Consider the following 18184-nt stretch of genomic DNA (forward strand, 5'->3'; position numbering starts at 1 on the left):
CACGACATAAAGATTATGAAATTATCAACACTCTTCGCGGCAGCCTTCGCCATCGTGGGCTTTTGCAACACAGCTTCTGCTGTAACCTACCCTCTGCCTACCGACGGCAGCCGTCTGATTGGCCAGAACCAGGTGATCACCATTCCGGAAGGCAACAAGCAGCCGCTGGAATATTTCGCCGCCGAATACCAGATGGGTTTATCCAACATGCTGGAAGCCAACCCGGGCGTGGACACCTTCCTGCCAAAAGGCGGCACCGTGCTGAATATCCCGCAGCAGCTGATCCTGCCGGACACCGTGCATGAAGGTATTGTCATCAACAGCGCGGAAATGCGCCTTTACTACTATCCGAAGGGCACCAACACCGTCATCGTGCTGCCGATCGGTATCGGCCAGCTCGGCAAAGACACGCCAATCAACTGGGTAACCAAAGTTGAGCGTAAAAAAGCCGGTCCGACCTGGACGCCTACCGCCAAAATGCACGCTGAATATGCCGCAGCAGGTGAACCGCTGCCGGCCGTTGTTCCGGCCGGCCCTGATAACCCGATGGGCCTGTACGCGCTGTATATCGGCCGCCTGTACGCTATTCACGGCACCAACGCCAACTTCGGCATCGGCCTACGCGTCAGCCACGGCTGCGTGCGTCTGCGTAACGACGATATTAAATTCCTGTTTGAAAACGTGCCGGTCGGCACCCGCGTAGAGTTTATTGATGAGCCGGTAAAAGCCACTACCGAGCCTGACGGCAGCCGCTTCATTGAAGTTCACAACCCGCTGTCCACCACTGAAGAGCAGTTCCAGGGCGGTGAGATCGTACCGATTAACCTGACCAAATCCGTACAGGCGATTACCAGCCAGACTGACGTAGACCAGAGCGTGGTCGATCAGGCGATCCAGAACCGTTCCGGTATGCCTGTGCGTCTGAACTAACAGCGCATCGCGCAGAGCGGCGGGCCCGGTGCCCGCCCTTTTTTTATCCGTTATTCACCAGAATAATTCCGCCGTGATCGTAGCGATAGTGGCAATGGGCATACTCCAGCGGCGTACCGTCCTCCAGATAAATCACCTGCTCCACCTCCAGCACCGGATCGCTCGCTTCACAGTTGAGGTGCTCCCTGTCCAGCGCCTGCGGTTTCATCGCCCGCACCACCCGATACGATCCCATCATCTTGAGCCCCAGCGTCTCCTGCAGGTAGCGAAACACCGAGCCTTCGAGATGCGTTTTATTCAGGCCGGGCACCAGCGCGACCGGCATCACGGTGAGATCCAGCGACACCGGCTCCTCGTTAAGCAGCCGCAGGCGAACGAAATCATAGACCGGGGCATCGGCGTCAATCAGTAACGAACTTTGCTCCTTTTCCGTCGGAAAGCGCAGCTCGAAGCGAATCACCCGGCTAGCCACTTCCCCTAAGTGCTCCCAGGTTTTGGTGGCACCAAAATAGTCGCTACCGGGCAGTTCCCACTGCGAAAGCTGGAGGAAATTTTTGCGCACGAAGGTTCCCTGCCCCTTACGGGTGTAGATAAGGCCTTCGACAATCAGCTGACGCATCGCCTGCTGGATCGTCATCCTGCTGGTGCTGAACTCCGCCGCTAACGCGAACTGGTCGGGTAACGGCGCGCTGGCGGGATACTGCTGGCTGATGATACGTTTTTTGATTTCCCGCGCGATACTCAGATATTTGGCCGTCATTCCCCGATCCTTTTACGTTACTGATAGCGACTGGCGGGCAGAATATACCATCTGCCCGCGCGAGGCGCCGTTACATCTCTTCGCCGTTACTGCGAATGACCCGCTTTAGCCAGGCATAGCTTTTCTTCGGAACGCGTTTAAGATCCTTCAGGTCGTGGTTTTCACGGTTCACGTAGACAACGCCGTAGCGTTTGCGCATATCGCCCTGCGAACTAAGGATATCGATCAGCCCCCAGCCCAGATAGCCAACCACTTCCGCGCCGTCCTCAAATATCGCCTCTTTCATGGCGTTGATATGATCGCGATGATAGGCGACGCGGTAATCGTCAGCGATCGGGTTCTCGCCGTCCCAGGACTCAATCACCCCGATGCCGTTTTCAATCGGGAAGACCGGCAGACGCCAGTCGTTGTAGTAGCGGGTAATGATGGTGCGAAAACCCAGCGGGTCAATCTGCCAGCCCCACTCGGTGGCCTGCAGAAAGTCATTCTTTTTATCGCCAAACTGCATGTAGTGGTTCACCGGCGTACCCGGCGGGATCGGGTCGCTGTCGAGAACCTTGCTGGCATAGTAGCTAAAGGCCAGATAGTCGATTTTGACCTGCGCCATCAGCGCCAGATCCTCTGCGCGGTAAATATCCGCAAAGCCTTCGCGGGCGACAACGTGCATGACTTCCGGGCTGTAGCCCTCCCCGGCGAAGGCGCGCAGCAGATTCTGGTTTAAAAACTCGTCGAGCTGCTGGGCGCAAAGGATATCACGCGGTTTACAGGTCGCCGGATAAACCAGCGCGTGGGCCAGCATGCCGCCCATCAGGCACTGTGGCTTCGCCTGGTGCAGATACTGCGTCAGGTGCACGTGGGCCATCATCACGTGGTGCTGGATCTGATACAGCTCGCGCAGGGTCTTCTCGCCGCGCATGTAGCCAGAAATCAGAAACGCGTCCGGCATATGGTAGAGATTCTGTTCATTAAAGGTCAGCCACCACTTTACCTTGTCGCCAAAGCAGTCGATCATCTTCTGCCCGTAACGAATAAAGGCTTCCATCACCCGACGGTCGGTAAAACCGTTGTAGCGTTCAGCCAGCGACAGCGGCATATCGAAGTGATACAGGCAGATCATCGGCTCAATGCCGCGGGCAATCAGGTCATCGATAAACTGGTGATAAAAGGCGATACCTTCTTCATTGAACTCACCGTCGCCTTCCGGGCAAACGCGGCTCCAGGCTATCTGGAAACGATAGCAGTTCATGCCCAAATCCTGCATCAGGTCGAAGTCTTCCCGGTAGCGGTGGTACGAATCGGTCGCCACCTTCCAGTCAGATGTCAATTCCGCCGGCTGGCGGATATCGTAAACCGACATCCCTTTACCACCCTCATTCCACGCTCCCTCGGTTTGCATGCTGGAAACCGAGTTACCCCATAGAAAATCTGCCGCCAGTGTTCTGTTCATCGCTCGCACCTATGACTAGTCATATAAATTTCATGACTAGTCATATAAACGAAATCTTATTTTCGGGCAAACTCAGGGATCGTTTTTTGTGAGCGCAGCGGATAAAAAAGCCGGATCGCGAAACAGACGATCCGGCGTGCAAGAACGGAAATTACTGCTGTGCGAGCTGGTCGCGACGGTATTCTCCCTGGCGCTCCAGCATCCAGCCCGGATACTCTCGCGGTAGCGTGCTGACCGCATCAAGCCGTGCCAGTTCATCATCATTCAGGGTAATGCTGGTTGCCGCAAGGTTCTCGGCGAGCTGCTCTGCACGCTTCGCGCCAATAATCACGCTGCTTACCGCTGGCTGATGAAGCAACCAGGCCAGCGCGATTTGCGCCACCGAAACGCCCTTCGCATCGGCAATCTCACGCATCACATCAATGCAGTCAAAAGCCCGCGCTTTGTCCACCGGCGGGAAATCAAACTCCTGACGACGGCCGCCGCTCGCCGACTGCCCGTCGCGATCGTACTTACCGCTGAGCAGCCCTCCCGCCAGCGGACTCCAGACCATCAGGCCCAGTCCTTCGCTCCGCATCATTGGCACCAGCTCGCGCTCCAGATCGCGCCCGGCAATGGTGTAGTAAGCCTGCAACGAGGCAAAGCGCGCCAGCCCCAGTCGTTCGGATATTCCCAACGCTTTGACTATCTGCCATGCCGCCCAGTTCGACACGCCGATATAGCGGACGTGGCCGTGCTGCACGAGATTATCCAGCGCATACAGCGTCTCCTCGATGGGGGTCGCCGGGTCGAAGCCATGGAGTTGATAGAGATCGATATGATCGAGCTGCAGGCGACGCAGACTCTCCTTCACGCTGCCGATGATGTGATAGCGCGAACTGCCGCGCGAGTTCACGCCTGCGGTGCCGGTCTCGCCAAACACTTTGGTCGCCACCACGACATTTTCACGCGGCACTTTCAGATTCTTCAGCGCCTGGCCGGTAATCGCTTCCGAGCGCCCTTCCGAATAAACGTTTGCGGTGTCGATAAAGTTGATGCCCGCATCGAGCGCGCTGCCCACCAGCCGCTCAGCCTCCGCCTGGCGTAGCTGACCTACCTTACCCCACAGGCCGCCTTCACCGCCGAAGGTCATGGTGCCCAGGCACAGTTCAGAGACAAAAAGGCCGGTATGGCCCAATTTTTGATAACGCATAGAACTCTCCTTCAATCAGGGTGATTCACCATCGTGAATAAAGTTATACCCCGGAAAAGGAGAGCGCGAATGTGGCGTTTCTGTCCGTTTCTTGCCCAATTCTCTAAAAATCAGAACTGCAGCAATCCATACCCCACCAGCGCCGCCCACAGCAGCATGGGCAGGGAATAGACGTGGAAACGCCACCAGATACGGCGATCGCCGGCCATTCGCAGCGCAATCAGATTGGCCAGCGAGCCTGGCAGCAGGCCGAACCCGCCGACATTAACCGCCCAGGCCAGCAGCGTTGAGGGCGGAACGTAATTGAGCAGCAGAATGGTCGCCGGGACGTTACTGATAAACTGCGACAAGCCAATCGAGGTCAGCCACAATCCTCCCGCCGAGAGCTGGCCGACGCCGTTGAGCGCATGCTGTAGAACAGGAAGCTGGATCAGCAGGTGAACGTCAATAAACATCGCCATAAACACCAGTAGCAGCGTCCAGTCGACGTTGATAATCACCGCCCGCGCCAGCAGCAGAAAACCCAACGCGATCAGCGCCAGTCCCCACAGCTCCTGCTTCAGTTCTAAGGCGATCAAAAAGACCAGATAGAACGCCAGACAGCTCCAGACCAGCGTTGGCTGCCACGATGGAGCCTTATCGCTGCTCTGATAGTTGAGACGCTTCGCGGGAAAACAGAACCAGCACAGCGCCAGCAAGGTGATCATCATCGCCGCCGCCAGCGGCAGCATCTGGCCGATAAAGGCCGGAAAGGAAAGGCCTGAGCGCCCCCAAAGAAGAATGTTTTGCGGATTTCCAATAGGTGTTAACAACGACCCGGCGTTCACCGCCAGCGCTTCAAAAATGATTAACCGGCTTGTTGGGATGGCGCACCATTTTTTCAGGGTCAGCGTGAGCGGTACGACAATAAACAGCGCCACGTCGTTAGTTAAGAAGGTGGAAAGCAGCGCGGCCGCCAGCACCATAAAAATGGCCAGCTGGCGTTCGGTCACAAAGCGGCGCGCCATTTTGCGGCCAATTACGTCAAAATAGCCGCTCAGTTCGATACCTTTGGTCAGTAGCATCAACCCGCTAAGGGTGATAATCGTATGCCAGTCAATGGCGTGAAGCCAGGCGGCGGGGGCAAACGGAACAAAGAAGCTTAAAACAACGCCAATAATCAACAGCAGATGTAAAAAGCGGTCGCGGATCAGCGACTGAACAAAGACGAGGTTCATTCTCCCAGTGACCCCTGCTTGAGGGTAAACTGTTTAAACATTGCCAGCGTCTCTTCGCTGACATGATGCTCCATCCCTTCGGCGTCGCGACGAGCAATCTCCGGGCTAACACCGATCACCAGTAAAAAGTTTTCGACGATCTGGTGGCGTTCCCGGCTTTCATGGGCCAGCTTCTCGCCTTCCGGGGTTAAAAAGATCCCCCGCCAGGGGATCTGTTCGATCAACCCGACGCTGGCCAGTCTTTTTAACATTTTCGCAACCGTTGGCTGCGACACCCCAAGACGCGCGGCCATATCGACCTGACGGGCTTCTCCTACTTCCATAATCAGATCGGAGATCAGCTCCACGTAGTCATCAATCAGCTCCCGACGATGCGCCTCGCGCACCTGACGAAATCCCTCAACGTGCTCTTCGACATTCACTAGCTGCGTCACTTTTTTTGTTATTGGCTTACCTGCGCGACGGTTCATTGTGCTTCCTCATTCCTGTGACGCATCAAGCATCATATAAAAGGATCCCTATTGTAATGGATCGCGCACGGAGAACAAAAAATTAACGTTTTAGCCATAGCTATAAAATATAGCCTGTGCTATATCTGTACGTAATACACACATCCTTCAAGGAGCGAAGGACGAAGTTACAGGAGGTCGTTATGAATGAATTCAAGAGGTGCTTAAACGTGTTTACTCATTCTCCTTTTAAAGTCCGGTTAATGCTTGTCGGTATGCTGTGCGATCTGATCAACGGCAAACCCCCACAGGATAAACCCAATAACTAGTGCGGCGTCGCGGTACGCCGCTTCATTTTTCTGTCATATTTCCCTGCCAGACTGGCTGATTACTCAGCGCTTCAGCAACTTTTTTCAAGTTTTGTAAGCTTTCTCCCAAAACAATCCGTTATGGATGGTTGACCTTAACATTTGCAAGCCCTATCTTTTGTCAGCCCTGCCACTACTGCGGCTCGCAGATACCCTCTTCACGCACTGTCCAGCAGGTTTTACCCCTTGATGCCAGGGGACGCACATGGCTCTTTTTTGATTGTTTACTATGAATGTCACGCTGAAAGAAACGCTGGTCGCCCGCGGACTGGTACTGAACCCATGGACAGGATTCTATTTTTTACAATCGCTGTTTATTAACCTGGCGCTGGGCTACGACTTTAGCCTGCTCTATACCGTTGCTTTTACCTGCGTGCTGCATCTTCTGTGGCGCAGCTTTCCGCGCGCGCAAAAAGTGCTGGTCGGCGTCTATTCGCTGCTGGCGGCCATGTACTACCCTTTTGGCCAGGCCTACGGCGCGCCCAACTTCAATACGCTGCTGGCGCTGCATGCCACCAACCTCGAAGAGTCCACCGAGATCCTGACTATTTTCCCGTGGTACAACTATCTGCTGGCCGTGTTTATCTTTGCGCTCGGCGTCATTGCCGTACGCCGCAAGCCGGAGACGTCGGCGCGCTGGGGGAAAATGGATACGCTGGGGCTGCTGTTCTGCACCGCGATTTTCTTTCTCCAGCCGGTGCAAAACCTCGCCTGGGGCGGCGTCTTTAAGGTTATCGATACCGGCTATCCCGCCGTCCGCTTCGTTAAAGATGTGGTGGTGAATAATAATGAAGTGCTGGATGAGCAGGCGCGAATGGCGCAGCTCGCCAATATGAAAGATAGCTGGCATGTACTGGCGGTGAAGCCGAAGTATCATCTGTATGTGGTGGTGATTGGCGAGAGCGCCCGTCGCGATGCGCTCGGCGCCTTTGGCGGCCACTGGGACAACACCCCGTTCGCCAGTTCAGTAAAAGGCTATCTGTTCAATGACTACGTTGCCGCCAGCGGTTCAACGCAGAAGTCGCTCGGTTTAACCCTCAACCGGGTGGTCGACAATAAGCCGCAGTTTCAGGATAACTTTGTGACCCTCGCCAACCGCGCCGGTTTTCAGACATGGTGGTTCTCGAATCAGGGGCAAATTGGCGAATACGATACGGCGATTGCCAGTATTGCCAAACGCGCGGATGAAGTTCAGTTCCTCAAGAACGGCGATTTCGAGGCTAATAAAAATACCCAGGATGAGCAGCTCTTAACGCTGACCGCACAGGTGCTGGCCACCCGCCGTACCCAGCCGCAGCTGATTGTCCTGCATTTAATGGGCTCACATCCGCAGGCCTGCGATCGCACCAAAGGGAAATACACGGTTTTTGTTCAGTCGAAAGAGACTTCCTGCTATCTCTACACCATGACGCAAACCGACACGCTGCTGAGCAATCTTTATACTCAGCTACAAAATTCTGGCGAAACCTTCTCGATGACCTATTTTTCCGATCACGGTCTGGCATTTAAAGAGCGCGGGAAAGAGGTACAGTACCTGGCGCACGACGATAAGTATCAGCAGAATTTCCAGGTACCGTTTATGGTGCTCTCCAGCGATGATAAAGCGCATAAGGTCATTAAAGCGCGGCGCTCCGCCAACGACTTCCTCAGCTTCTTTTCCCAGTGGACCGGCATCAGCGCTCAGGAGATTGCCCCGCGCTATCGTTTCATCTCTGAACAAAAGGCCGGCCCAACCTACATCACCAACTTCCAGCTGAAGAAAGTGGACTATACCCATTTGGGTACCGACGCATTCACTATCAATTAACGTAGACGCATAAACAGCAGGCAAAAAAAATCCGCCCCATGAGGCGGATTTTTTATATCACCGAAGTGATTAGAAGCGGTAACCTACGCCAGCAATCCAGGTGCCAACGTCAACGTTACGAATGCGAGACTGCTCGTAGGAGAAGTCCAGGGCAACGTTTTCGATCGGGTTGAACTGCAGACCAGCACCGTAAGAGAAACCGTAGTCGCTCATGTCAGATTTGTTCGGGTAGCTGTTGTCCTGGAATTTACCGTAACCAACACCTACTACGCCGTAGATGCTAGCCCAGTCGTTCAGACGGTAAGCCGGACCTGCGGTGATACCGTAGTACTGGCCTTTTTTGTAAACGCCAGATTCAGAACGATCTTTTTCGGTGTAGGTGAAAGAACCGATAACACCCAGCGGGTTGTTGTCTTGCTCGTAGCGGTACTTAAGGTTGAAACCGCCTGCTTTGTTCGCTTCACCCTGCATGTCGCTCTGCGCGTAGCCACCGGTAACGGTAGAAGTCGCAGCGAAAGCAGTGGTACCTACGGATGCAGCCAGAACAACGGCCAGTGCTGAAAAACGTGCAATTTTATTCATAACCACCTCAAATGTGTTTCTAATAAGTCCTAAGCTTTAAATATAACAAAAACTTTTGGGAAACTCTTTTCACTTTACATTGTCTAACGTACTTTTTCATGTAACCAAAGGTTTCTACGTTTCTATAACAAACTGGAAAACAAACCTTTTTTACAAATATACTCCTATTAAGGCTCATAAATCGCCAGACGTGTATCCAGATTATTCCTAATCTGCTGGTGAAATTATCTTCGCACCCTGCCCTATTGTACTGCTTTTAAGACCCTTTTTTTCAACATTAGCTCAACCGGGGCGGGGTAATTCAATTACACTGGAACCTTTACCGCATTTGACAAAATTGACAGGAGAAAGGATGCCCGGCTCGTCTCGTAAGGTACCGGCATGGTTGCCGATACTGGTTATTTTAATCGCCATGATTTCCATCCAGAGCGGCGCCTCGCTGGCCAAATCTCTCTTCCCGCTAGTCGGCGCCCCAGGCGTTACCGCCCTGCGCCTGGCGCTCGGTACCTTAATCCTGGTGGTCATCTTCAAACCCTGGCGCCTGCGCTTTGCCCCTGAGCAGCGTCTGCCGCTGCTCTTCTACGGCCTGTCGCTTGGCGCGATGAACTACCTGTTCTATTTATCGATTCAACGCATTCCGCTCGGCGTCGCCGTCGCGCTGGAGTTTACCGGGCCGCTGGCGGTAGCGCTGTTTGGATCCCGCCGTCCCCTCGACTTCGTCTGGGTGGCGCTGGCGGTGCTCGGGCTATGGTTCCTGCTGCCGCTGGGACAAAGCGTGGCGCAGATCGATCCCGTTGGCGCGCTGCTGGCGCTCGGCGCGGGCGCCTGCTGGGCGGTTTACATTCTGACCGGCCAGCGCGCCGGAGAAGAGCATGGCCCGGCAACGGTTGCCATGGGGTCGCTAATCGCCGCGGTGGTCTTTGTGCCGATGGGGATGATTCAGGCCAGCGATACGCTATTTCAGTGGGGACTGCTGCTACCGGGGCTAGGGATCGCCATTTTATCAACCGCGCTACCCTACTCTCTGGAAATGGTTGCCTTGACCCGCATGCCCAGCAAGACCTTTGGCACCCTGATGAGCATGGAGCCGGCTCTCGCCGCACTTTCCGGAATGGTGTTTCTTGGCGAAACGCTAACCGCGACCCAAACGCTGGCGCTGGGGGCGATTATTCTTGCCTCGATGGGATCCACGCTGACAATGCGTCGGGAAACGAAGATACAGAAGGTCGACATCAGCTAGCGGAAAGGAGCTGATTGACGAGAAAATTAATCATCTCCTTAATTTATAAACTATTTTTTCTGACTAACAGCCCTGCGCTATCAGACCGATAGAGACTACCGCCGCTGCAAAGCTCAAATCCGTTGCTATACTTAATTCCGCAAGTTATTGGGATGAGACGCTCCGAATAATTCGAATCTGAAGTATGACGAGTACAAATATCAAGAGGATATGACACTATGAGTACCGCAAAACTGGTTAAAACTAAAGCAACGAATCTGCTCTATACCCGTAACGACGTCGCTGATAGCGCGAAGAAAGCGACCGTTGAGCTGCTGAATCGCCAGGTGATCCAGTTCATTGACCTGTCTTTGATTACCAAACAGGCTCACTGGAATATGCGCGGTGCAAACTTTATTGCCGTTCATGAGATGCTGGACGGCTTCCGCACTGCGCTCGTCGACCACCTTGATACGATGGCAGAACGTGCCGTACAGCTTGGTGGCGTAGCGCTGGGTACCACTCAGGTCATCAATAGCAAAAGCCCGCTGAAAAGCTACCCGCTGGATATCCATAGCGTCCAGGACCATCTGAAAGAGCTGGCCGACCGCTATGCCATCGTCGCCAACGATGTGCGTAAAGCCATCGACGAAGCGAAAGATGAAGACACCGCTGATATCTTCACCGCCGCCTCCCGCGACCTGGATAAATTCCTGTGGTTCATCGAAGCCAATATCGAGTAACGCCAATTGCCGTCAGCCACGCTGGCGGCTTTTTTTACCCCCCCCCCCGCCACGCACCACCTCAGTGCATGAGAATGTTCAAAATACGTGCAAAAGTAAATCAATTGTAATAATCACCTCACACAATCGTTACGCCGAGATTGTTTTAACATCAGGGTTTGCGCTAAAAATGCTCGTGTTATGCGATGCTCTTATGATGCACCAAAGTAACGCCCCATATTGGTGCATTTAATGTTGTCCGTTATCAAAATTGTGCAACAGGATTCATCCTGGTTGTTATAAAACAACAGGTTGTAAAACTGGCATGATATTTTCATAAGGCAACTTGTTCTCGCAGGGGATCGTCCCGTGGATAAAAAAGGAAATGCTATGAAGTCTGTATTTAAAGTTTCACTGGCTGCACTGACCCTGGCTTTTGCGGTTTCTTCTCACGCCGCTGATAAAACACTGGTTGTCGCGACCGATACGGCGTTTGTTCCGTTCGAATTTAAGCAGGGCGATAAGTATGTTGGTTTCGACGTTGACCTGTGGGCAGCGATTGCAAAAGAGCTTAAGCTCGATTACACCCTGAAGCCAATGGACTTCAGCGGCATTATTCCGGCGCTGCAAACCAAAAACATCGATCTCGCGTTGGCGGGAATCACCATTACCGACGAGCGTAAAAAAGCCATCGACTTCTCAGACGGCTACTACAAAAGTGGCCTACTGGTCATGGTCAACGCCAATAACAATGATATTAAGGATGTCAAGGATCTGAACGGTAAAGTGGTTGCTGTGAAAGGCGGCACCGGTTCCGTCGATTACGCAAAAGCGAATATCAAAACTAAAGATCTGCGCCAGTTCCCGAACATCGATAACGCCTATATGGAACTGGGCACCGGTCGTGCCGATGCGGTCCTCCACGATACGCCAAACATCCTTTACTTCATCAAAACTGCGGGCAACGGCAAGTTCAAAGCGGTAGGCGAATCGCTGGAAGCGCAAAACTACGGTATCGCTTTCCCGAAAGGCAGCGATGAGCTACGTGAAAAAGTGAACGGCGCACTGAAAACGCTGCGTGAGAACGGCACCTACAACGAAATTTATAAAAAATGGTTCGGTACTGAACCCAAATAATAATTAGCGATTATCTCTTCCAGGCCAGCTGTGGTCTGGTAGACCTGGAGCACTCCGGGCTACCCCCTCAGCAGGCCTGAATAGTTTTCTCAGAGGGTATTCCTCTGTTTTCGAGACGGTAACAGGAACACATTATGCAGTTTGACTGGAGTGCCATCTGGCCCGCCATTCCTATTTTGCTGGAAGGCGCCAAAATGACGCTGTGGATTTCGGTCCTCGGCCTGGTCGGCGGTCTGATAATCGGTCTGGTGGCCGGTTTTGCCCGCTGTTTCGGCGGCTGGATTGCCAACCACATCGCGCTGGTCTTTATCGAAATCATCCGCGGCACCCCGATTGTGGTGCAGGTGATGTTCATCTACTTCGCTCTACCCATGGCGTTTAGCGATTTGCGTATCGACCCGTTCTCCGCGGCGGTGGTCACCATTATGATTAACTCCGGCGCCTATATTGCGGAAATCACCCGCGGCGCGGTGCTGTCGATCCATAAAGGCTTTCGCGAAGCCGGCCTCGCGCTGGGCCTCTCTCGTCGGGAAACCATTCGCTACGTGATCCTGCCGCTGGCGCTGCGCCGTATGCTGCCGCCGTTGGGCAACCAGTGGATTATCAGCATCAAAGATACTTCGCTGTTTATCGTCATCGGCGTGGCCGAACTGACCCGCCAGGGCCAGGAAATTATTGCCGGTAACTTCCGCGCGCTGGAGATCTGGAGCGCCGTTGCGGTTATCTATCTGATCATCACCCTGGTGCTGAGCTTTGTTCTGCGTCGTCTTGAAAGAAGGATGAAAATCCTGTGATTGAATTTAAAAACGTTTCCAAGCACTTTGGTCCAACCAAGGTGCTGCATGATATCGATCTGAAGATCAACCAGGGCGAAGTCGTGGTGATTATCGGGCCGTCCGGCTCCGGTAAATCGACCCTGCTGCGCTGTATTAACAAACTTGAAGAGATTACCAGCGGCGATCTGATCGTCGACGGTCTGAAGGTCAACGACCCGAAGGTTGACGAGCGGCTGATTCGCCAGGAAGCCGGTATGGTGTTCCAGCAGTTTTATCTGTTCCCGCACCTGACGGCGCTGGAAAACGTGATGTTCGGCCCGCTGCGCGTTCGCGGCGCCAATAAAGCGGCGGCGGAAAAACTGGCGAAAGACCTGCTGGCGAAAGTGGGCCTCGCGGAACGTGCGCACCACTACCCTTCTGAGCTTTCAGGCGGACAGCAGCAGCGCGTGGCCATTGCCCGGGCGCTGGCGGTTAAACCCAAAATGATGCTGTTTGATGAGCCAACTTCCGCGCTTGACCCTGAACTGCGTCATGAAGTGCTGAAAGTGATGCAGGATCTGGCCGAAGAAGGCATGACCATGGTTATCGTTACCCACGAAATCGGCTTCGCCGAAAAAGTGGCGTCGCGCCTGATTTTTATCGATAAAGGGCGCATTGCGGAAGATGGCGATCCGCAGATGCTGGTGAATAACCCGCCCAGCCCGCGCCTGCGCGAGTTTTTGCAGCACGTAGCCTGATGCCCCCCGGCTCTCCCTTCGCGGGAGAGCCGCTTTCCAGAATCACTGCGTTGAGAAAGTCTCCTCTCCTGTTAAGAAAGACAAACGTGCAAGGGATCAACTGATATTATTCTTATTAAATATAATAACCGGGAGTTATTAAACTCATCCACATCAAGAGTCATTGAATAGCTATTATCTACACCGTGGATATATGAAGTGTGCTCTTCGCCAATAATTATCACTTTATAAACTTTTCGCTCCTGCATTCTCCACCGACTCCCCCCTCTTCAGTTCAGCATGACGCAAAAGCATTCATATTCTTTTTGTGATGAGCATCAAAAACAAAATCATTTCACAATAAAAAGTAAAAATATCATGCTTCTATAGCTAAACAGCTTTTCTTAGCCGCACCGTTTATTAGGGAATGATGAACTATGAACCGAAGCTTTAATATCGTCTGGAGCGCTACACGTAATATGTTTGTCGTCGCGCCGGAATTTGCCAGCAGTAATGGACGCCTTCTCAGCCATACCCGAATCAACGTTCTGGCGGCATCATTTTTATGCGTGTCTGGCGTCGCCCTGGCAGAAGACCGCACTTTTACAACTTATAATTCTGGTGAATATAAATTAAGCGGAACCTATCTTTCCAGCAACCACGACCCCAATAGCAGAGGAGCAACTGCAATCTCAGCATGGGGTTGGGGTAATGAGGAAATTGTTATCAGTGACGAGGGTGTCGTCACGATCAGGACCTCAGGTTCGCAAACTAATGGCATATACATTGACGGAGCCAATAGTAGCCTAACGCTTGATAATCAGGGTTGGTCAATACTCACCGCGGGCAATAGCTCATCGGCGGTGACCGCGGTTTCAGGAGCCCAGATATCCCTCAACGGCGGTTCAATCGCTACCCAAGGTGAAAATTCGTTTGCAGTATCTACTTCTGATGTTAACAGCATAGCCACCCTCAATGATGTCACGATTACGACAGCAGGGGACCGGGCTGGCGGTCTGATTGCCTATGATGGTGGAAAAATTGCGCTGACGGACGGCAGTATCATCACTGAAGGATATTCAGCAACCAGCGTCCTTGCATCTTCATCAGAAAGCATCATTGACCTCGATAACGTATCTGTTTCATCGGCAGGTGACTGGAGTACTGCGCTATCAGCCAACAATGGCGCTCATGTTACAATGACAGGCGGTAGCGTAGCCACTGCAGGAATATATTCACATGGACTAACATCCTATAACAACAGTGTAGTTACGCTGAAAGACGTGACGATTTTAACCTCGGGTAACAATTCTGACGGCTTGTCAGCAAGCTTCAATGGCTCTATCAATACTATAGGTGGCAGTATTACAACCACAGGTGATTATGCTAATGGTATCTATTCTGGGGATGTGGATAGCCCAATCGACCTGAACAGCGTCACAATATCTACCTCGGGTGAGTGGTCTTATGGATTATTCTCACGTGGAAATATCGTCATGAGTGATAGCAGCATACAGACTAGCGGAAACTACTCTGATGGAGTCAGAAACAGCAGCAATATTCTTTTGCAACTCAGCAATGTCAATATATCAACTAAAGGTGATAACGCTTTGGGACTGTTTACCAACAGTGGTGATATTCACTTAGTAAACAGTAAAGTGACCACGTCTGGCGATCATGGCTATGGAATTGCGTTGGATAATGCGAATGTTTATCTGGATAATATTGACGTACTGACTCACGGTGAATTTGCTTATGGATTAGAAGCTGACAATACAAGCCAAACCACCATAAATAATTCTCATCTGGAAACCTCAGGTAACGAGGCTCATGCAACCTATGCATATTTTGCCAAAATATTACTTAATGATGTCGATATATTGACCTCAGGTTCTATTGCTGCCGGAATATACTCCCGGGAAGGCAGTCATATTACGGTAACGGGCGGAAGCATTAAAACCATTGGAAATAATGCTAACGGAATCGATGTTTACCATTCAGATGTTGAATTAAAACAGATATCGATAGAAACTCAGGGAAAATATGCCCATGGACTCAGAATCAGTGACAAAGGAACACTTACGGGTGATGATCTAAATGTGTTCAGTAATAGAGCATCTGGTGTATTACTGGACAAAAGCTGGAATTCGGCATCGGCATCATTAACGAATAGCCAGATAACTGGCGATAGCGCGGCCTATTATCTGGATTCGTCATATGCTTATTACGACGATGAGGTCAATTCGCTAAATATCACCGGCGGCAGCGTTACCGCCACAGCAAAGGACGGGAGTGCATTTTATGTCAATGCAGGTGCCGCAGATATTACCGTTGATAATCTGCAAAACGTCAGTGCTGCAAATCTGCTGACGGTTAATGATAACAACTGGAATAACGTTATATTCCGCGCCAAAAATGACAGTACCCTGAGCGGTGCCATTCAGGCCGGAAACAGCAATGTCACGGTCGACCTGGACAAAACCAGCCTCTGGAATGTTCACGGCGATTCCGCGATCGGTAATCTTACTAACGCTGGTGTCATTAATCTCAATACCGCTTCTGGTTCTCTTTATGCCGAGAAATTAATGCTCACCGACAGCAGCGTACTCAACATACAATTGGATCACGGCGTTGGTGAACCGGTTATTGTCACAAGCTACAGCAGCCTTAATGGGGCGTTGAATATTAGTGGCATCGGTAATATTAATAATTCTTTAATAACCACGCCGTACACCTTTACGCTTATTAGCGCAGAAAATGAAATCAACGGAGACTTCAATAATTTCACTGTTGCCGGAATAGATGCGAAAGAAACCGACTTTTTAACCATAGATGGACGAATTAATCCTGACAATAAAGCGCAATATGAGTTAGTCACTGCACTTTCCTGGTATGCAGATAAACACAATGCCGCAACCGATGCGCACGGAACCTTTACGCTAAGTGCAGCGAACGGCGAATTTACAGTAAATAATCATCTCGATGATGTCACAAATACGCTAGCCTCAACCAATAGCAGCGGCTGGGATGGGAAATCACTGACTAAACTGGGCGACGGTACGTTGATTCTCTCCGCGGCCAATACCTACAGCGGTGATACTCACGTTAAAGAGGGCACCTTATGGCTGGAAAACAGCGGAATAATTGGCTCCGCTGGAAGTAAGCAAAAAATTAACATCGCATCAGCAGCTCGTTTCGGCGGTAGCGGCATTGTTAATGGTAACGTCTTTAATAGCGGCAATCTTGCCATGAGCAAAAGCGGAGAGGTTGGCAACAACCTGACCATCAATGGCGACTATACCGGCAATAACGGCAACCTCTTTTTCAATACCCGGTTAGGTGGCGATAACTCGTTAACCGATAAACTGACGATCTCCGGTGATTCAAACGGTAATTCTACCGTCTATATCACTAACGTGGATGGCAAGGGTGAATTGACGAATAAAGGTATTGAATTAATTGACATTTCAGGAAATTCAAACGGTGTCTTCACCCAGGGAAATCAGGTCCAAATTGGCTTGTATGAATACCGTTTGTACAAGGATACCGGAGACTGGTATCTACGCTCGCAATCAAACGCACCTGTAGATCCTAAACCTGATGACGGCAACAGCGGCAACGTCGACCCGGTTAAGCCTGATGACGGCAACAACGGCAACGTCGACCCGGTTAAGCCTGATGACGGCAACAACGGCAACGTCGACCCGGTTAAGCCTGATGACGGCAATAACGGCAACGTCGACCCGGTTAAGCCTGATGACGGCAATGACGGCAACGTCGACCCGGTTAAGCCTGATGAGGGTAACCATGGCGATACCCCCCCATCAGGTTCGCATCAATATCGCGCTGATATAGGGGCATATCTTGGTAATCAGTGGATGGTACGCAACTTGCAAATGCAAACGCTTTACGATCGCGAAGGCAGTCAGCTTCGAACCGCTAATGGCAATATGTGGATGCGGTTTAAAGCTGGACGTGCCGATTCCCGGGCCGTTAGCGGCAACGTTGATATTAACAACAACTACTCTCAAATCCAGATAGGCGGGGACATACTCGCCTGGGATAACGGTGAACAAAGCCTGGTCACAGGCATTATGGGCAGCTATATCAATGCCGACACTGACAGTACCGGTAATCGAGGTATGGATGGCAGTCAACTGTCAGCCAGCGGCAACGTTTCCGGGTACAACGTAGGCATTTACTCGACCTGGTTTGCCGATTCCCAAACGCACCGAGGGCTATACATTGACAGCTGGTACCAGTACGGGATGTATAGTAACACAGTGAAAAACGGGGGTATCAGCTCAACGGACTATGATTCCCACACTCATACGGCCTCGCTGGAAGCGGGATATCGATACGACGTTCCCCTGAAAGGAGGGCATCAGATGAGCCTGACGCCACAGGCGCAAATCATCTGGCAGAATTATTCTGCTGATACCGTTGTCGACAAGGGAAGAACGCGTATTGATGGGCAAAGCAGCAGTAGCTGGGCCTCCCGCCTCGGTCTACGCGTGGATGGCAAGCTATATAAAAATCGCACCTCTGTCATTCAACCCTTTGCGGAAGTCAACTGGTTGCATACCAACGATGATATCTCCGTTGCATTTAATCATACTGACGTTCAGATGGATTTACCGGCAAATCGCGCCGAACTCAAAGCGGGAATTGAGGTGAATCTCAATAATCAGTGGAGCGTAACAGGAATGGTGACGGGTCAGAAAGGCAGCAATCATTACGATGACCTTAACGGCAGCCTCAACGTCCGATACAGCTGGTAAAACATATCCCCCCGGCTCTCCCTTCGCGGGAGGGCCGCTTTCCAGAATCATCCCAACCTCGCTCAGCGGATCTCACCTTCT

General features: G+C 52.0%; 15 protein-coding genes. 9 read left to right on the forward strand and 6 right to left on the reverse strand.

Annotated features, from left to right (window positions below; all coding sequences use genetic code 11):
- Positions 1-15: 15 nt before the first annotated feature.
- Positions 16-930 (forward strand): L,D-transpeptidase, encoded by a 915-nt coding sequence (ldtB, locus tag EGY08_RS05905; RefSeq protein ID WP_004130773.1) that lies wholly within the window; start codon positions 16-18, stop codon positions 928-930.
- A gap of 43 nt (positions 931-973) precedes the next feature.
- Here the strand turns inward: ldtB and EGY08_RS05910 are convergent, their stop codons facing one another.
- The 5 genes from EGY08_RS05910 to mntR all read right to left on the reverse strand — a co-directional run bounded on the left by EGY08_RS05910 (position 974) and on the right by mntR (position 6016).
- A complete protein-coding gene (locus EGY08_RS05910) occupies positions 974-1690 on the reverse strand; it encodes a GntR family transcriptional regulator (protein ID WP_004130772.1) in 717 nt (238 codons plus the stop codon).
- Between the two features lie 70 nt (positions 1691-1760).
- Positions 1761-3137 carry a glycoside hydrolase family 1 protein gene (locus EGY08_RS05915; RefSeq protein WP_004130770.1) on the reverse strand — a complete coding sequence of 459 codons (1377 nt, stop codon included), beginning with the start codon at positions 3135-3137 and terminating at the stop codon, positions 1761-1763.
- A 151-nt stretch (positions 3138-3288) separates the two neighbouring features.
- Positions 3289-4329, reverse strand: a complete 1041-nt coding sequence (locus tag EGY08_RS05920; RefSeq protein ID WP_049123021.1) for an aldo/keto reductase — start codon at positions 4327-4329, stop codon at positions 3289-3291.
- A 110-nt stretch (positions 4330-4439) separates the two neighbouring features.
- Complete coding sequence (locus EGY08_RS05925; protein ID WP_049114795.1) at positions 4440-5546, reverse strand: anion transporter; 1107 nt, start codon at positions 5544-5546, stop codon at positions 4440-4442.
- Complete coding sequence (gene mntR, locus EGY08_RS05930; protein ID WP_004130763.1) at positions 5543-6016, reverse strand: manganese-binding transcriptional regulator MntR; 474 nt, start codon at positions 6014-6016, stop codon at positions 5543-5545. Before mntR ends, EGY08_RS05925 begins: the two co-directional genes overlap by 4 nt.
- A gap of 182 nt (positions 6017-6198) precedes the next feature.
- Here mntR and mntS point away from each other — a divergent pair, with 182 nt between their 5' ends.
- Both mntS and EGY08_RS05940 read left to right on the forward strand, forming a co-directional pair.
- Positions 6199-6324: a manganase accumulation protein MntS gene (gene mntS / locus EGY08_RS05935; RefSeq protein ID WP_004130761.1), complete on the forward strand. Its 126-nt coding sequence runs from the start codon at positions 6199-6201 to the stop codon at positions 6322-6324.
- 268 nt (positions 6325-6592) lie between these two features.
- On the forward strand, positions 6593-8170 hold the full coding sequence (locus EGY08_RS05940) for a phosphoethanolamine transferase (RefSeq protein WP_004130758.1): 1578 nt from the start codon (positions 6593-6595) through the stop codon (positions 8168-8170).
- A gap of 69 nt (positions 8171-8239) precedes the next feature.
- Here EGY08_RS05940 and ompX read toward each other — a convergent pair whose 3' ends face one another.
- Positions 8240-8752, reverse strand: coding sequence for an outer membrane protein OmpX (ompX, locus tag EGY08_RS05945; protein WP_004130755.1), 513 nt, complete (start codon positions 8750-8752; stop codon positions 8240-8242).
- 352 nt (positions 8753-9104) lie between these two features.
- Between ompX and rhtA the strand changes: the two genes are divergently transcribed.
- The 6 genes from rhtA (at position 9105) to EGY08_RS05975 (ending at position 18103) form a co-directional block, all read left to right on the forward strand.
- Complete coding sequence (gene rhtA / locus EGY08_RS05950; RefSeq protein ID WP_087830032.1) at positions 9105-9992, forward strand: threonine/homoserine exporter RhtA; 888 nt, start codon at positions 9105-9107, stop codon at positions 9990-9992.
- A gap of 218 nt (positions 9993-10210) precedes the next feature.
- On the forward strand, positions 10211-10714 hold the full coding sequence (gene dps, locus EGY08_RS05955) for a DNA starvation/stationary phase protection protein Dps (RefSeq protein WP_004130751.1): 504 nt from the start codon (positions 10211-10213) through the stop codon (positions 10712-10714).
- A gap of 369 nt (positions 10715-11083) precedes the next feature.
- On the forward strand, positions 11084-11830 hold the full coding sequence (glnH, locus tag EGY08_RS05960) for a glutamine ABC transporter substrate-binding protein GlnH (protein WP_004130748.1): 747 nt from the start codon (positions 11084-11086) through the stop codon (positions 11828-11830).
- A 134-nt stretch (positions 11831-11964) separates the two neighbouring features.
- Positions 11965-12624: a glutamine ABC transporter permease GlnP gene (gene glnP, locus EGY08_RS05965; protein WP_004100490.1), complete on the forward strand. Its 660-nt coding sequence runs from the start codon at positions 11965-11967 to the stop codon at positions 12622-12624.
- Complete coding sequence (gene glnQ / locus EGY08_RS05970; protein ID WP_004130746.1) at positions 12621-13343, forward strand: glutamine ABC transporter ATP-binding protein GlnQ; 723 nt, start codon at positions 12621-12623, stop codon at positions 13341-13343. The genes glnP and glnQ overlap by 4 nt, the downstream gene beginning before the upstream one ends.
- A 416-nt stretch (positions 13344-13759) precedes the next feature.
- Positions 13760-18103 carry an autotransporter outer membrane beta-barrel domain-containing protein gene (locus tag EGY08_RS05975; RefSeq protein WP_123828317.1) on the forward strand — a complete coding sequence of 1448 codons (4344 nt, stop codon included), beginning with the start codon at positions 13760-13762 and terminating at the stop codon, positions 18101-18103.
- The last annotated feature ends 81 nt before the right edge of the window (positions 18104-18184 follow it).

This window comes from Klebsiella sp. FDAARGOS_511, assembly GCF_003812845.1.
In the GTDB taxonomy this organism is placed as follows: Bacteria; Pseudomonadota; Gammaproteobacteria; order Enterobacterales; family Enterobacteriaceae; genus Klebsiella; species Klebsiella grimontii.

What these genes read in the sequence shown, in the direction of transcription:
- ldtB (WP_004130773.1), top strand. Translation starts at nt 16, where the DNA reads ATGAAATTATCAACACTCTTCGCGGCAGCCTTCGCCATCGTGGGCTTT.
- EGY08_RS05910 (WP_004130772.1), bottom strand. Translation starts at nt 1,690, where the DNA reads ATGACGGCCAAATATCTGAGTATCGCGCGGGAAATCAAAAAACGTATC.
- EGY08_RS05915 (WP_004130770.1), bottom strand. Translation starts at nt 3,137, where the DNA reads ATGAACAGAACACTGGCGGCAGATTTTCTATGGGGTAACTCGGTTTCC.
- EGY08_RS05920 (WP_049123021.1), bottom strand. Translation starts at nt 4,329, where the DNA reads ATGCGTTATCAAAAATTGGGCCATACCGGCCTTTTTGTCTCTGAACTG.
- EGY08_RS05925 (WP_049114795.1), bottom strand. Translation starts at nt 5,546, where the DNA reads ATGAACCTCGTCTTTGTTCAGTCGCTGATCCGCGACCGCTTTTTACAT.
- mntR (WP_004130763.1), bottom strand. Translation starts at nt 6,016, where the DNA reads ATGAACCGTCGCGCAGGTAAGCCAATAACAAAAAAAGTGACGCAGCTA.
- mntS (WP_004130761.1), top strand. Translation starts at nt 6,199, where the DNA reads ATGAATGAATTCAAGAGGTGCTTAAACGTGTTTACTCATTCTCCTTTT.
- EGY08_RS05940 (WP_004130758.1), top strand. Translation starts at nt 6,593, where the DNA reads ATGAATGTCACGCTGAAAGAAACGCTGGTCGCCCGCGGACTGGTACTG.
- ompX (WP_004130755.1), bottom strand. Translation starts at nt 8,752, where the DNA reads ATGAATAAAATTGCACGTTTTTCAGCACTGGCCGTTGTTCTGGCTGCA.
- rhtA (WP_087830032.1), top strand. Translation starts at nt 9,105, where the DNA reads ATGCCCGGCTCGTCTCGTAAGGTACCGGCATGGTTGCCGATACTGGTT.
- dps (WP_004130751.1), top strand. Translation starts at nt 10,211, where the DNA reads ATGAGTACCGCAAAACTGGTTAAAACTAAAGCAACGAATCTGCTCTAT.
- glnH (WP_004130748.1), top strand. Translation starts at nt 11,084, where the DNA reads ATGAAGTCTGTATTTAAAGTTTCACTGGCTGCACTGACCCTGGCTTTT.
- glnP (WP_004100490.1), top strand. Translation starts at nt 11,965, where the DNA reads ATGCAGTTTGACTGGAGTGCCATCTGGCCCGCCATTCCTATTTTGCTG.
- EGY08_RS05975 (WP_123828317.1), top strand. Translation starts at nt 13,760, where the DNA reads ATGAACCGAAGCTTTAATATCGTCTGGAGCGCTACACGTAATATGTTT.